The sequence below is a fragment of the Rahnella sp. AA genome, assembly GCF_002834385.1.
Taxonomy (GTDB): domain Bacteria; phylum Pseudomonadota; class Gammaproteobacteria; order Enterobacterales; family Enterobacteriaceae; genus Rahnella.
Genome location: NZ_PITQ01000008.1, coordinates 192,257 through 206,767 on the forward strand (window position 1 = coordinate 192,257; position 14,511 = coordinate 206,767).

General features: G+C 56.0%; 13 protein-coding genes. 10 read left to right on the forward strand and 3 right to left on the reverse strand.

Going from position 1 to position 14,511, the window contains the following annotated elements; all coding sequences use genetic code 11:
• Positions 1–3: 3 nt before the first annotated feature.
• A complete protein-coding gene (locus CWS43_RS19240) occupies positions 4–894 on the forward strand; it encodes a LysR substrate-binding domain-containing protein (RefSeq protein WP_101078688.1) in 891 nt (296 codons plus the stop codon).
• Between the two features lie 118 nt (positions 895–1,012).
• Here the strand turns inward: CWS43_RS19240 and CWS43_RS19245 are convergent, their stop codons facing one another.
• Positions 1,013–1,294 carry a cyclic nucleotide-binding protein gene (locus CWS43_RS19245; protein WP_101078689.1) on the reverse strand — a complete coding sequence of 94 codons (282 nt, stop codon included), beginning with the start codon at positions 1,292–1,294 and terminating at the stop codon, positions 1,013–1,015.
• Between the two features lie 218 nt (positions 1,295–1,512).
• Between CWS43_RS19245 and CWS43_RS19250 the strand changes: the two genes are divergently transcribed.
• The 6 genes from CWS43_RS19250 to CWS43_RS19275 all read left to right on the forward strand — a co-directional run bounded on the left by CWS43_RS19250 (position 1,513) and on the right by CWS43_RS19275 (position 9,658).
• The gene (locus CWS43_RS19250; protein WP_101078690.1) at positions 1,513–3,096 is read left to right on the forward strand and encodes an ABC transporter substrate-binding protein; all 1,584 of its coding nucleotides are present in this window, start codon (positions 1,513–1,515) and stop codon (positions 3,094–3,096) included.
• The gene (locus CWS43_RS19255) at positions 3,096–4,043 is read left to right on the forward strand and encodes an ABC transporter permease (RefSeq protein WP_101078691.1); all 948 of its coding nucleotides are present in this window, start codon (positions 3,096–3,098) and stop codon (positions 4,041–4,043) included. The genes CWS43_RS19250 and CWS43_RS19255 overlap by 1 nt, the downstream gene beginning before the upstream one ends.
• A 12-nt stretch (positions 4,044–4,055) precedes the next feature.
• Positions 4,056–4,883, forward strand: coding sequence for an ABC transporter permease (locus CWS43_RS19260; RefSeq protein WP_101078692.1), 828 nt, complete (start codon positions 4,056–4,058; stop codon positions 4,881–4,883).
• The gene (locus CWS43_RS19265) at positions 4,880–6,523 is read left to right on the forward strand and encodes an ABC transporter ATP-binding protein (RefSeq protein WP_101078693.1); all 1,644 of its coding nucleotides are present in this window, start codon (positions 4,880–4,882) and stop codon (positions 6,521–6,523) included. Before CWS43_RS19260 ends, CWS43_RS19265 begins: the two co-directional genes overlap by 4 nt.
• A complete protein-coding gene (locus CWS43_RS19270) occupies positions 6,520–8,547 on the forward strand; it encodes a CocE/NonD family hydrolase (protein WP_101078694.1) in 2,028 nt (675 codons plus the stop codon). The genes CWS43_RS19265 and CWS43_RS19270 overlap by 4 nt, the downstream gene beginning before the upstream one ends.
• 163 nt (positions 8,548–8,710) lie before the next feature.
• Complete coding sequence (locus CWS43_RS19275; protein ID WP_101078695.1) at positions 8,711–9,658, forward strand: hypothetical protein; 948 nt, start codon at positions 8,711–8,713, stop codon at positions 9,656–9,658.
• A 1-nt stretch (position 9,659) separates the two neighbouring features.
• Here CWS43_RS19275 and CWS43_RS19280 read toward each other — a convergent pair whose 3' ends face one another.
• Positions 9,660–10,106, reverse strand: a complete 447-nt coding sequence (locus CWS43_RS19280) for a helix-turn-helix domain-containing protein (protein ID WP_101078696.1) — start codon at positions 10,104–10,106, stop codon at positions 9,660–9,662.
• A 130-nt stretch (positions 10,107–10,236) separates the two neighbouring features.
• Between CWS43_RS19280 and CWS43_RS19285 the strand changes: the two genes are divergently transcribed.
• From CWS43_RS19285 to CWS43_RS19295, 3 genes are all read left to right on the forward strand, one after another.
• Positions 10,237–11,031, forward strand: coding sequence for an SDR family oxidoreductase (locus tag CWS43_RS19285; protein WP_101078697.1), 795 nt, complete (start codon positions 10,237–10,239; stop codon positions 11,029–11,031).
• A gap of 92 nt (positions 11,032–11,123) precedes the next feature.
• Positions 11,124–12,026: an AraC family transcriptional regulator gene (locus CWS43_RS19290; protein ID WP_101078698.1), complete on the forward strand. Its 903-nt coding sequence runs from the start codon at positions 11,124–11,126 to the stop codon at positions 12,024–12,026.
• 111 nt (positions 12,027–12,137) lie between these two features.
• Positions 12,138–12,827, forward strand: a complete 690-nt coding sequence (locus tag CWS43_RS19295) for a fumarylacetoacetate hydrolase family protein (RefSeq protein WP_101078699.1) — start codon at positions 12,138–12,140, stop codon at positions 12,825–12,827.
• Between the two features lie 73 nt (positions 12,828–12,900).
• Here CWS43_RS19295 and ansP read toward each other — a convergent pair whose 3' ends face one another.
• Complete coding sequence (gene ansP, locus CWS43_RS19300) at positions 12,901–14,382, reverse strand: L-asparagine permease (protein WP_101078700.1); 1,482 nt, start codon at positions 14,380–14,382, stop codon at positions 12,901–12,903.
• Positions 14,383–14,511: the final 129 nt, after the last annotated feature.

Below are 14,511 nucleotides of genomic sequence, written 5' to 3' on the forward strand. Positions count from 1 at the left end.
ACTGTGCAGATAGAACCGTTACCGCCGCTCAACACCCTGGTGGCCTTCGAATGTGTGGCGCGTTATTGCAGTTTTTCCCGGGCAGCCGACGAGCTGAACCTCACGCAAAGCGCCATCAGCCGCCAGATTATTCAGCTTGAAGAAATGCTCGGCTGCAAACTTTTCCAGCGCGCGCAGCGTAAAACAACGCTGACGCCACGCGGCGAAACATACGCACATCAGGTGCGAAAACTGCTCGGCGATATCTCGCTTTCGACAGCAGAAGTCATGGGCTGGAACGGTTTGCCGCAGGTGACGCTGGCCTGCACCAGCGCCATGAGCGGCCTGTGGCTGTCATCGCGCCTGTCTTCTTTGCGCCAGCTGATGCCGGATCTGCAAATCCAGATGAAAATTTCCGACAGTTTTTCTGAGCTCAAGTCATCAGAATTTGATCTGGCTATTTTCTATCTTCGCGAGCCACCACCCGGCTATCACGTGCAGGCGCTTTTTGATGAAGTCTGTTATCCGATGTGCTCGCCGGCATTTTTCAGCCGTCTGCCGCCGGGTGCCAGTGCGGCGGATTTACTCGAACAAACCCTGCTGATTCAGGACGATCCGCAGCGGGAATGGACCGGCTGGCGCGACTGGTTTGCTTCGCAGGATGTCACTTTCGTCACCCCGCGCCGGACATGGCGCGCCAACAACTATCCGTTTCTGGTGCAGTCGGCGGTGCTGGGCGATGGCATTCTTCTGGGCTGGGAAGGTCTGGTGCAGGATTACATCAACAGCGGGCAACTGGTCGCCGCGCATCCGGGTAAACTCGCCGCAGCCGGAAAATGCTACATGCTGACGCCGCAGGACAGATACCTGAAGCCCATCGTACACAAAGTCATTAACTGGCTGAAACAGCCGTAGAAAAGGGAATTGCCAGAGTTCAGATATCTGGTCTGGCAATCAATATTTAGCAGAACTGACGAGAGTGCCGTCACACTATTTATAAAAAATAATAATAATCTGACGTCATAATAAAATATTATGAATTGACATCTGCAGGTGGGATTTTATTTTTCTCCATAATCCTGCGTTTTCTCGCAGAATTCATACCAATTAATGTAAACAACAGCCAGCATGACTGCGAAATACAGGATGCAAGGTTAAAATCATGGCTTAATGAATACAGGCCAAATACACCGCCGATTATATTAAGATACGCGTAACTGTTAGCATCAACCGCTAGCCTGCGCATCTGAACCAGCGCATAAGCCAGGAGGTAGCAAAACACGCCAATTAAGCCGACAACCGTATGCATTTCCACCGGCCACTTCCCTTTCCAAACATTGATAGCTCAGAAAAATAAAGCTTTTCAGGGTGTTCTGCCGCGCATTTTTCGCATACTCTCATGATAAATTCTCATGCAAGTTCCACGGGGGGTTTTGATATAAATCATTCAGGCAATTCATTTCGCCATTTTGAAACACCCGGAGTATTTCGCCTGCACCTATAAAATTCCAGCACGTACTATGGAGAAAATTAATGAAAGATAATAATTCCCCTTTGACGAAATTAATGCAGGATGCACAACTTAGCCGTCGCGGCTTTATTACCAGCGCTTCCGCTGTGGGTATTACCAGTGCCATGGGTTTCTCTCCTTTCTCTGTTTTCGCCGCTGAACCGAAAAAAGGCGGCATATTAAAACTGGGTATGTCAGGCGGAAATACCAGTGATACGCTCGACCCGACGTTATTCAGCGACTGGGTGCCGCTCAACCAGGCATATATGCTGATGAACGGCCTGATTGAAATTGATGAAAATAACAAAGCCACGCCGGAACTGTTCTCCGCGTGGGAAGCCAAACCGGGCGCAGCCGAATGGGTGTTTACCGTTCGTGATGGCGTCACCTTCCACAACGGCAAAAAACTGGACGCCGACGATATTCTTTACTCCATCAACCTGCACCGCGGCGACAAATCCAAAAGCGCCATCAAAACGCAGCTGGCACCGATTACCGGCCTGACCAAACAGGGCGACAACCAGATTCTGATCACGCTCGACGGCGGCAACGCCGACCTGCCATACCTGCTGGCGGATTACCATCTGGTGGTCGTGCCCGCGGGCTTCACCGACTGGTCGCACCCGATTGGCACCGGCGGTTTTATCTTTGATCAGTACGAACCGGGCGTGCGCTCGCTGTTCAAACGTAACCCGAATTACTGGAAGCCGGATCGCGCCTTTGTTGACGCCGTGGAAGTACTGGTGATCAACGACCCGACCGCGCGCACCAACGCCCTGATTTCCGGTCAGGTTCACGCAATTAACCGCGTCGATTTCAAAACCGTCGATTTCCTCAAACGCAGCCCGGCCCTGAACATCATCCGTTCCTCCGGCGGCCAGCACTTTACGTTCCTGATGGATTGCAGCGTCGCGCCGTACAACAACAACGATGTTCGTATGGCGATTAAACACGGCATCGACCGCCAGAAAATTCTTGATACCGTGCTGCGCGGCTACGGCTCGCTGGGCAACGATCACCCGATCCCGAAAACCGACCGTTTCTTCAACCACAGCCTCGAGCAGCGTGTTTACGATCCGGACAAATCAAAGTTCTACCTGAAAAAAGCCGGATTAACCGACCTGAAAATCGAGTTGTCTTCGTCTGACGCCGCCTTTGCCGGTGCGCTCGACGCCGCCGCATTGTTCCAGGGTCAGGCGCAGAAGGGCGGCATTCAGGTCAACATCAAGCGCCAGCCTGCCGACAGTTACTGGGACGATGTGTGGATGAAAGCGCCGTTCAGCATGGGTTACTGGGGCGGACGGCCGACAGCTGACCAGATGTTTTCTACCGCGTACCAGTCCACCGCCAAGTGGAACGACACGCACTGGAAAGATGAAAAGTTCGACACACTGCTGCTTCAGGCACGTTCACTGCTGGATGAAAGCAAACGCGCGGAAATCTACGGCGAACTGCAAAGCATCGTGCGCGACAACGGCGGCGCGATGATCCCGTTGTTTGGTGATTATCTTGATGCCGCCAGCAAAAAAGTCGGCGGGATTAAACCGCATCCGATGTTCAACTTCATGGGTGGTCGTCTGGCCGAGCGCGTCTGGCTGGAGGCATGATGAAAAAACGGATTTTACAGCGGGTCCTGTTGGGCATTATCACGCTGTGGCTGGTCTCTGTGCTGATATTTATCGGCACAGAAATGCTGCCCGGCGACGTCGCTACCGCGATTTTAGGGCAAAGCGCGACGCCGGAAACTGTGGCGGCACTGCGTCTGCAACTGGGGCTGGATGAACCGTCGGTGCTGCGTTATCTGCACTGGCTGGCGGGCATTATGCACGGGGATCTCGGGCATTCGCTGGCCAATGGCCGCGCCATCAGCGATGAGCTGTTGCCACGTCTGGCGAATACGCTGTTTCTGGCCGGATATGCCGCCGTGATCGCCATTCCGCTGGCGGTCGGTTTAGGAATTGCGTCTGCCATCTGGCGTGGTTCCGTGTTCGACCGGCTGGCAAATACCCTCACGCTCATCAGCATTTCCGTGCCGGAATTTTTCGTCGGCTACATTCTGGTGATCGCCTTTGCTATCCGCCTGACGTGGTTCCCGAGCCTGGCGATGGTTGATAGTTCATCTTCGTTCCTCGACCGGCTTTACGTCTGCACACTGCCGATGCTCACCCTGACGCTGGTCGTGCTGGCACATATGTTGCGCATGACGCGTGCGTCGGTGACGGCGGTGATGTCCAGCCCGTACATCGAAAGTGCGGTGCTCAAGGGCATTCCGCGCTGGCGTATTGTGGTCTCACACGCCCTGCCCAACGCCCTTGCGCCGATCATCAACGTCGTGGCGTTCAATCTGGCGTATCTGGTGGTCGGCGTCATTCTGGTCGAGGTGGTGTTTGTTTATCCGGGCATCGGCCAGTACATGGTGGACGCCGTCACCAAGCGCGACCTGCCGGTGGTTCAGGCCTGCGGCCTGCTGTTTGGCGGCACCTACATTTTTCTCAACACCACCGCCGATTTACTGGCGATCTGGTGTAATCCACGCCTGCGCCATGCGCGCTAAAAGAGGGACAGCATGAACCGGTATTTCATTAACATCCCGCTGTCGGCCTGGATTGGCATTGTGATTATTGCGGTGAATCTCTTCGCCGCCATTTTCGCGCCGTGGCTTGCGCCGCACAGCGAAACCGAACAGGTCGGCGATATCTGGCTGCTGCCGTCTGCCGCCACGCCGTTTGGCACCGACAGCCTCGGGCGCGACATGCTTTCGCGCATTTTATTTGGCGCGCGCACGACAATTGCCATCGCCCTGACCATCACCTTCAGCTCGTTTATCATCGGCATCGTCACCGGTTTCACCGCCGCGATTTACGGCAAATGGGTGGATACCGTGCTTTCGCGCATCGTCGATACCGTGATGTCGATTCCGGTGCTGATTTTCGCGCTGATCGTATTGTCTGTAATGGGCACCTCGATTCCGGTTCTGGTGCTGACGATCGCCCTGCTCGACGCCACCCGCGTGTTCCGTCTCGCGCGGCTGGTGGCGCAGGCGATTGTCTGCCAGGAATATGTCGAAGCGGCGCGTCTGCGCGGCGAAGGCCTGCGCTGGGTGCTGTTCAGGGAAATTCTGCCGAACGCCCTGCCGCCGTTGCTTGCCGAATTCGGTATGCGTTTTTGCTTCGCGTTCCTGTTTATCGCGGGCCTGAGTTTCTTAGGCTTGGGCATTCAGCCGCCGTACGCGGACTGGGGAAGCATGGTGCGGGATAACGCGCAGGCGATTAACTTCGGCCAGTTTGCGCCCCTTTATCCGGCGGCGGCGATTGCGCTGCTGACCATTGGCGTCAATCTGGTGGTTGACTGGCTGCTGGCACGTAACAGCCTGCCGCATGGAGATGAAGCATGACCCGGACGATTTTAGAAATGCGCGGCCTGCGCATCGAAACTCTCGACGGCTCTCCGCTGGTTCAGGATATATCCCTGACGCTGGCGGCGGGCGAAGTGCTCGGGCTGATTGGCGAATCCGGCGCGGGGAAATCCACCATCGGGCTGGCAGCGCTGGGCTATGCGCGTCAGGGCTGCCGGATTGCGGGCGGCGAAGTGATCCTCGACGGCACCGATATCGTTTCTCAGCCTTCACGCGTTAAACGCGAATGGCGCGGCAAGCGCGTGGCGTATGTTGCACAAAGCGCCGCCGCCTCGTTTAACCCGGCGCTGACCATCGAAAAACAGGTTTGCGAAGGCCCGATCCGCCACGGTCTGATGAACAAAGAAGAAAGCCGTCAGTGGGCAATTTCGCTGTTCCGCTCACTGGATTTGCCGGATCCGGAAAACATCGGCAAGCGTTATCCGCATCAGCTTTCCGGCGGGCAGCTTCAGCGCGCAATGGCCGCGATGGCGATGTCCTGTAAACCGGATTTGCTGATCATGGACGAACCGACCACGGCGCTGGACGTCACCACGCAAATTGAAGTGCTGGTGATGCTGCGTAAACTGGTGCGTGAGTTCAACACCGCCGCGCTGTACATCACGCACGATCTGGCCGTTGTCGCACAGCTCGCCGACCGCATTATGGTGCTGCGTCACGGCAAGGAAGTGGAAACCGGCAGCACGCAAACTATTCTGGAAAACCCGCAGCAGGATTACACCCGCAGGCTGGTCGCGGAGCGTGAACACGCGCTGACGCCGCTGACCGGCGGCCATGAATCTTCCGGCCAGCCGCTGCTGACCATGAAGAGACTCAGCACCGGTTATAATGGCAAACGGGTGGTGCATGATGTCAGTCTGCAACTCCCGCGCGGTAAAACGCTGGCGATTATCGGTGAATCCGGCAGCGGAAAAAGTACGCTGGCGCGGGCGCTGGTGGGTCTGTTACCGGACACCGGAGGCTCGGTGGATTTCGACGGCATGGCGCTTTCGCACAATTACCAGAAGCGCAACAAAGAAACCCTGCGCCGGATGCAGATGATTTATCAGCTTCCCGACGTGGCGCTCAATCCGCGCCAGACGCTGCTGGATATCATTGGCCGCCCGCTGAGTTTCTATTTCGGGATGAACAAAAAGCAGGTTCGCGAACGCGTGGAAGAGTTGCTGCGCCTGACCGAGCTGCCGGTAAAGCTGATTGACCGTCGCCCTGGCGAACTCTCCGGCGGGCAGAAACAGCGCGTTTGTATCGCCCGCGCGCTGGCAGCACAGCCGGAACTGATTATCTGTGACGAAGCCACCTCCGCGCTCGATCCTCTGGTGGCGGAAGAAGTACTGAATTTACTGCGCCGTTTACAGGAACAGCTCGGGCTGTCATACCTGTTCATCACACACGATCTGGGCACCGTAAAACGCATTGCCCATCAGGTCGCGGTCATGTATCAGGGCCAGGTTGTCGCCAGCGGCGATACCGACGTAGTATTCAGCGCGCCAATGCACAGCTACACCGAAAAACTGCTGACGTCCGTACCGGAAATGCGCACCAGCTGGCTGGACGACGTTCTTGCCCTGCGCGGCACCGCGCTCCCTGCGGCAGCCCTTTCTTCGACAGGAGCCTTATGAGCACCAAACGCATCGTGACCGAATTCCCTCACGCCGTCACCGTGACCGAACATTTGTGGATCCCGCTGAGCGATGGCACGCGCCTCGCCGCCCGCCTCTGGCTGCCGGACGACGCTGCAAGCCAGCCGGTTCCGGCCATTCTCGAATACATCCCGTACCGCAAACGCGACGGAACCCGCACGCGTGACGAGCCGATGCACGGCTTCTTTGCCGGTCACGGTTACGCCGTGATACGCGTTGACATGCGCGGCAGTGGTGAATCCGACGGATTGCTGGCTGACGAATATCTGTTGCAGGAACAGGACGACGCGCTGGAAGTCATCGAATGGATCACCCGGCAAAACTGGTGCAGCGGCAACGTCGGCATGATGGGCAAATCCTGGGGCGGATTTAACGGATTGCAGGTCGCCGCACGCCGTCCAGCCGCCCTGAAAGCCATCATCACCGTCTGTTCCACCGACGACCGCTATCGCGACGACATCCATTACAAAGGCGGCTGCCTGCTTAACGATAATCTCTGGTGGGGCGGCATTATGCTGGCGTACCAGAGCCGCCCGGCCGATCCGGCGCTGGTCGGCGAAAGCTGGTATGGCGACTGGCTTAACCGCCTGGAGAACATGCCGTTTTTCCCGGCGTTGTGGATGGAACATCCGCTGCGCGACGAATACTGGCAGCACGGTTCGGTGTGTGAAGACTGGTCAGCCATTGAATGCCCGGTGCTGGCGATTGGCGGCTGGGCTGATGCGTACAGCAATGCCGTTTTCCGCCTGATGGATAATTTACAGGTTCCGCGCCGCGCCATTCTCGGCCCGTGGGCGCATATTTATCCGCAGGACGGCACGCCGGAACCGGCGATCGGTTTCCTGCAGGAAGCAGTTCGCTGGTGGGATCACTGGCTGAAGGGCGAACAAAACGGCGCGATGGAAGGCCCGATGATTCAGACCTGGTTGCAGGACAGCCAGCCGCCTTCGGCGATGCGTCCGGTCAGCAAAGGTGAATGGGTCGGTTTTGATCGCGGCACCGCGAGCAATATTAATTATATGCCCCGCTGGCTTTCGCGCGGCCAGCTGAATACTCAGCCAGACGCCGGTGCAGGTGTCATCAATATTTGTACGCCTCAGAATCACGGGCTGATGGCCGGTGAATGGATGGGCGCAGGCGTGCCTGGTGAAATGCCGCCGGATCAGCGCGTTGACGATGGTATGGCGGAAATCTTTGACGGCGAACCGCTGGCCGAACCGCTGTCCATCTTCGGCTTCCCGGAATTCACGGTGGAACTGAGCAGTGACAAACCGGCTGCGATGCTTTACGTGCGCCTTTCCGACGTTTCACCGGAAGGCGCGGTAAACCGCGTCACGCACGGCTGGCTGAATCTGGCACACCTGCACGGCCACGATAAATCTGTACCGCTCGTACCGGGGCAAAAAGTCAAAGTACCGGTACAGCTGGATGGCATCGCTCACCGCTTTGCCGCCGGGCACCGTCTGCGACTCTCGCTGGCAACCACGTTCTGGCCGATGATCTGGCCTATGGCAGAAGCCGCAACGCTGACGGTAGATCTGCACAGCGCGCAGCTGAGTTTGCCGGTTTGCGAACAACCGGTATCCATTGATGGCCCGATCGCCGAACCGCAAAGCGCCCCGCTCACTCCGCAGACTGTGCTGTCGCCAGGACGCGTTGACCGCAACATCACTTATGATTTCCTGACTGACAGCTGGACCAGCGTGACCCACGGCGTGGGCGGCGTATTCGGCGAAGGCGTTTACCGTTTCGATGATATCGATACGACGGTCGATCACGGTTTACGCCGCGAGCTGACGGTGAGCAACAGTGACCCGCTTTCCGCGCGCTATCTGCTGACACAAACCATGAAAATGGGGCGTGAAGGCTGGTGGATGGAGGCGGAAATTACGCTCGAACTGCGCAGTGATCTGACACACTTTATCGTCAGCGGCGACATGGTGGTCAGCCTGAACGGTGAAGAAGAGTTCACCAAATACTGGCATGAAAGAATTCCGCGTTGATTTTGCGGTATAGCCCGGCAACAGGATCTGCATTTGCAGATCCTGAATTATCTGGCGTCAGGTTGATATTGCTCATGTAAGTCTTCCGATTTTCCCCTGCGTTTTCCCGTATCCTGTTGCAGCATTTTCACCCGACACCCGCACTCTTCCAAAGGAATTGGATATGAAAATCTTTTACGGATTACTTTTGTGTTTCCCTCTTCTCGCGAACGCCGCATCAACGCCGGTGACGCCGGATAGCTTACAGGCATCCATTGCGAAAAATGGAGCAGCCAGCACCATCAGTAGCCTGAATGAAAAAGATTTCGGCAAGCTAAATGAAGGGATTGCAAATGCGGCCCCGGACTGGCTTGCGCTGGTGCCCAAACTGGCACCGGCCATGGAGGGCGGAAATGCCGATGCGATAGTGGAGGCAATGGCGCGGGGATTAGCTAAAAACCCGGCCGCCGTGCTCAACAGCGTTTCCACACCCGAAATGTCCGGCTGGACGGGGCGTGACGCACTCTGTTCGATGCCGTTTCCTGATGACGATGAGACCTCGCTGACCCGCTACTACCGGCAAACTGAGCCAGCGCTGAAAAAATTGGGTAAACCGGTCGCGTCATGCCTGAATCAGTTAGACCAGGCCTTTGCAGAATTGCGTAACAATGCGCAAAGCCGTCAGAAATATTCACTGAACCGTAAAACGCTCACGCCAGCATTACTGTGGCAAGCATTAGACAAGGACGGTGTTGAGAAGGTCGCCAGCACGCTTTCCACCAAACAGCACCAGTTTATCGGCGAGTCGATATCACAAGGTGACCGGGAATGGTTATTGATTGCCGATACGCTTGCCCCCGCCTCAAACCCGCAAACTCACGCGATGCTGCTGACGTCACTGGCTTCTGCGCTGACCGTAAACCCCGGAGAGACGCTTAAGGCCGCCGAGGGGCATTTTGACACGGAACTCCTGTGCGCCATGCCCTTCCCGGAGGCCAGCAACAAAACGCTGACGGGCTATTACCAGAAAACCCGCACGGCTTTACTGAAAATACGCCGTCGCGGCGAAGCCTGTTTAAAAGTGCTGGATGACGAATACGCCACGATGCTGAAATCCGCATCCGGCCAGTAGATCACATTCCAGGCACTATCGCGGTAATCTCGTTATCTTCAAGTACCCGCCCGTCCTGAGCGCGAAGTTCGATTTTGCGCAGTGGCTGGCGGTCTTTGATATCCACCATCAGTGTGCAGGCTTCGCCCTCTTCGAACAGATATTCACTTCCCCACTGCCCTAACGCGATCAGCACGGGCCGCAGCGCGTGGCCTTTTTCTGTCAGGATGTATTCCTGATAGGCCGAACCGTCGGCGGCGGGTTCCACTTTCATGATGCCTTCGGCCACCAGCGCTTTGAGGCGTGTGCTGAGAATGTTTTTCGCCGCGCCCAGGCTGCGCTGGAATTCGCTGAACCGGGAAACACCGTGCATCGCATCACGGACGATAAGAAGCGTCCACCAGTCACCGATTAAATCCAGCGCGCGGCCAGCCGGGCAAGGCGTATTTTCCAGACGGGTACGTTTCATAAGCTTTCCTGTTTACCAAATTTGGCTGATCCGAAGAATCTGGTTGCATTATAAAACCACTGATGCTAAAAATCATCTGGTTTCATAATTAAACCACATAGTTTATTCTCACCGATAAGAGGTTCTGACCATGTCTGATTCAACCGTTTCAAAATCCGTCGCGTTAATCACCGGCGCATCCAGTGGCATTGGCGCAACCTATGCCGACCGCCTGGCAAAACGCGGTTATGACCTGATTCTGGTGGCGCGCGACGTTGCACGGCTGGATGCGCTGGCAGAGCGTCTGCAACAGGAATACCACACGGGCGTTACCGTGCTGCCTGCCGATTTAACCCGCTCAGAAGACCTGGCCCGCGTCGAAGATTTCATCCGCGCGAATCCGCAAATTACGTTGCTGATCAATAACGCGGGGGCGTCCTTAAAAGGCGGCTTTGACAACAGCGATGCTGATGCTATTGAAAACCTGATTACCCTGAACGTCACCTCCGTAGCGCGTCTTTCCCGCGTGGCGCTCGATGGCCTGCTCAAACATAAAGACGGCGCGATTATCAATATCGCCTCCGTCATGGCGCTGATGCCTGAAGCACGCGCAGCGGTGTATTCAGCAACAAAAGCCTTTGTGCTGACCTTCAGCCAGACATTGCAATTCGAACTTGAAGAACGGGGGTTGTACGTTCAGGCGGTATTGCCTGCGGCAACGCGCACTGAAATCTGGGAACGCTCCGGTAAGAATATCGACGAAATTTCCGGCGTGATGGAAGTCGGTGAACTGGTTGATGCCGCGCTGCTGGGCTTTGACCGCAAAGAAAAAATCACCATTCCTCCGTTGCAGGATGAGCAGCAATGGATTGATTTCGAAGCGCGCCGCAGCGTGATGGTTCCGGTATTCAGCCAGTCACATCCGGCACCGCGTTACCAGGCGTAATCTCCGGAAGATGACCAGCGAAATAAATTCGCTGGTCATCTCAGTCTGGCTTTGCAAAGATAACAATATGTTAACTTTGTGACGCATTCAGTATGGCCTCTTCTCACAGCGTGACTTACGGGATGTCCCAGCGCAGCGACCGTCCGGATTTTTACATCCGCGACCAGTCGGAGCGTCCCGCATTAATGCAGCCACATCGCCATGATTATTTTCAAATCCAGCTGAATTTCGGGGGCGATACCGTGCAGCACATCGGTGGCGCGATCAGGCCGTTCGTCAGCAAGACGATCGCGTTTATTCAGCCGCACCGGTTGCATTTTATTCCTCATCCTCCCGATGGCCGTTTCAGGGTGATCAACGTGTCTGCGCCTTTTTTGCTGCGCAACACCACGACAGACACGCTGGATCTTGACGATATTCCTCTGGCTGAAGCCCCGGAGCTCGCGCTTTTCCGTTTCCAGGAGTATCTCGACTTCGTGATGTCCGCTGAGGATTTCGCCGAAATAACGCTTCTCGTGGATAACATGCACGAGTGTGACCGCCAGCGTGAGTTTGGCGATGAACTGCGCCTGCGGGGTTATCTGTTGCAGCTGCTCGGGTTGGTTTGCCATCGTTTCGCCGCACCGCTGAGCGAAATGGCAGCACAGCATGCAGAAAAACGCGGGCAACAGGCGGCGCTGCACCGCACGCTGCGCTATATCCGCCGTCAGATTGCTGACCCGCAGTTGGATCTCACGACGGCTGCGGCAGCAACGTTCATCTCCCCCAATTACCTGACGCATCTTTTACGCAAAACCATTGGCAAAACCTTCTCCGAACTGGTCTTTGAGCGGCGCATGCGGCTGGCGCGCGCCCGGCTGGTGAGCAGCACAGACAGTATCGGCGATATCGCCCGCCAGTGCGGTTATACGGATGACGCCTATTTTTCACGGCGCTTCCGTCAGGCACATGGAATGCCTCCCGGTAAATTCCGCCAAAGTGCATCAGTAAAATAATGCTGCGTTTGTCCAGAAAACGTGTGGATCTGTCCAGTTCCTTTCGCACGTTAATTTGGCAAACTGAACCGGTACTCAAAATCGAAAACCAGGCAACTTAGGAAGAAGACGATGACCGAATATGTGATTGCCGCACCACAGACACCTTCTCTCGCCGTGGATGGCCAGAGTGCACGTTTTCCACTGCGCCGCGTGTATTGCGTGGGCCGTAACTATTCCGAACATGCCCGTGAAATGGGGCATGACCCTGACCGCGAGCCGCCGTTTTTCTTCGGCAAACCGGCTGATGCGGTGATCCCGGCCAGCGGCAATGTGCCTTATCCGACGTTAACAGAAGACCTGCATTATGAGGTGGAGCTGGTGGTGGCGATTGCCAAAGGCGGAAAAAACATCCCTGCCGAAGCGGCGCTGTCACATGTCTGGGGCTATACCGTGGGTGTCGATTTAACCCGCCGGGATATTCAGGCCCAGGCCAAAAAAATGGGCCGCCCGTGGGATTTTGCGAAAGGTTTTGATAATTCAGCGCCCGCTAATCCTCTGCTGCCCGTCAGCCAGACCGGCCATCCGGCAACCGGCAAAATCTGGCTGGATGTGAACGGTGAAAAACGCCAGCGCGGTGATTTAAGCGATCAAATCTGGCAGGTGGCAGACGTCATCAGCTATCTGTCACAGGCGGTTGAGCTGCAACCCGGCGATCTGATTTACACCGGTACGCCTGCCGGCGTTGGCCCGGTGGTGCGTGGCGATGTGATCACCGGCGGCATTGAAGGCCTGAGCGATTTCAGCTTTACCCTCGTCTGACCCTCTGAAAAAACAAAATGGCCTTCGCTCTGCAAAGAGGAAGGCCATTTTTTACCGGACCATCATCACGCCATTATTTCGTGCCGAGGCTTTCCTGATGCGCTTCTTCGTGTGCCGCCTGTTCAGCATGCACTTCAGCAGCGCGTTTGCGCAGGCCAATCCAGCCCAGCACCAGCAGGATTATCAGGACCGGAATGGTCGCGATGGTGTAAGTACCGTTCGGGTAGTCAAACGCCATCAGAATAAGCACCCCTGCCAGGAAGGCCAGCGTCAGCCAGGAAGTGAACGGTGCCCACGGCATTTTGAAGGATACGTCTTTAGCGCGGCCTTCTTTAATCGCGGTTCGCAGCTTCATCTGGCAGACAATGATAAATGCCCAGGAACTGAGGATGCCGATCGATGCGACGTTCAGGACAATTTCAAACACCTGTGAAGGCACATAGTAGTTCAGCACCACACCGATAACGTAAATCCCCACCGTCACCAGAATGCCCGCGTAAGGCACCTGCTGTGCGCTCATCTTCGACATGAATTTAGGTGCAGATCCGCCCATCGACAGAGAACGCAAAATACGGCCAGTGGAATACAGGCCGGAATTCAGGCTCGACAGCGCGGCGGTCAGCACCACAATGTTCATGATGGTGCCGATATACGGCACACCCAGCTTGCTGAAGAAGGTCACAAACGGGCTTTGACCGGCCTGATACGCATTCCAAGGCAACAACAGAACCAGCAGAACAACGGAGCCCACGTAAAACAGGGCGATACGCCAGATCACGCTGTTAATCGCTTTCGGCAGCACTTTCTCCGGATCTTTCGTTTCGCCTGCTGCGGTACCGACCAGTTCGATCGCCGCAAAGGCGAAGACCACGCCCTGCACCAGTACCAGCGCCGGTAACAGGCCGTGCGGGAAGATACCGCCGTTATCGGTAATCAGATGCAGACCCGTAGTGTTGCCATCGAGCTGCTTGCCGGTGCCGAGGAACACCACGCCGACCACCAGGAAGATCGCGATAGCCGCGACTTTGATCAGCGCAAACCAGAATTCCATTTCAGCGAACCACTTCACGCCAATCATGTTCATCGTGGCGACAATCGCCAGCGCCCCCAGAGCAAACATCCACTGCGGAACATCACCGAAGGTTCCCCAATAGTGCATGTACAGAGCCACTGCGGTGATATCGACAATGCCGGTCATCGCCCAGTTCAGAAAGTACATCCAGCCCGCTACGTACGACGCTTTTTCACCCAGAAACTCACGGGCATAGGATACGAAACTGCCGCTGGTCGGACGGTGCAAAACCAGCTCGCCCAGCGCACGCAAAATAAAGAATGAGAAAATACCACACACCGCATAGACGATAGCCAGCGCCGGGCCAGCCATCTGTAAACGCGCACCGGCACCGAGGAATAAGCCGGTACCGATCGAGCCACCAATGGCAATCATCTGAACCTGACGGTTGCCCATGCTCTTGTGATAACCGCTTTCATGTGAATCCAGCCAGCGCCGTTTTGCCGCGTGCTTTGCCTCTGTCGTTTTTTTATGAGACTTCATTCGATCTTGTTCTCCAAAATAACCTTCACCTGACGCCGGTGCTGCAAGCAAACGATTGCAAGCCACAACGTTTACGTGGTTGACCCACTGTAGTTTTTTTAGCCGGAACTGTTTTTGATGCAATAACGG

Excerpts from the sequence above, each read along its gene's own strand:
- CWS43_RS19250 (WP_101078690.1), top strand. The coding sequence starts at position 1,513 with ATGAAAGATAATAATTCCCCTTTGACGAAATTAATGCAGGATGCACAA.
- CWS43_RS19255 (WP_101078691.1), top strand. The coding sequence starts at position 3,096 with ATGAAAAAACGGATTTTACAGCGGGTCCTGTTGGGCATTATCACGCTG.
- CWS43_RS19260 (WP_101078692.1), top strand. The coding sequence starts at position 4,056 with ATGAACCGGTATTTCATTAACATCCCGCTGTCGGCCTGGATTGGCATT.
- CWS43_RS19265 (WP_101078693.1), top strand. The coding sequence starts at position 4,880 with ATGACCCGGACGATTTTAGAAATGCGCGGCCTGCGCATCGAAACTCTC.
- CWS43_RS19270 (WP_101078694.1), top strand. The coding sequence starts at position 6,520 with ATGAGCACCAAACGCATCGTGACCGAATTCCCTCACGCCGTCACCGTG.
- CWS43_RS19275 (WP_101078695.1), top strand. The coding sequence starts at position 8,711 with ATGAAAATCTTTTACGGATTACTTTTGTGTTTCCCTCTTCTCGCGAAC.
- CWS43_RS19280 (WP_101078696.1), bottom strand. The coding sequence starts at position 10,106 with ATGAAACGTACCCGTCTGGAAAATACGCCTTGCCCGGCTGGCCGCGCG.
- CWS43_RS19285 (WP_101078697.1), top strand. The coding sequence starts at position 10,237 with ATGTCTGATTCAACCGTTTCAAAATCCGTCGCGTTAATCACCGGCGCA.
- CWS43_RS19290 (WP_101078698.1), top strand. The coding sequence starts at position 11,124 with ATGGCCTCTTCTCACAGCGTGACTTACGGGATGTCCCAGCGCAGCGAC.
- CWS43_RS19295 (WP_101078699.1), top strand. The coding sequence starts at position 12,138 with ATGACCGAATATGTGATTGCCGCACCACAGACACCTTCTCTCGCCGTG.
- ansP (WP_101078700.1), bottom strand. The coding sequence starts at position 14,382 with ATGAAGTCTCATAAAAAAACGACAGAGGCAAAGCACGCGGCAAAACGG.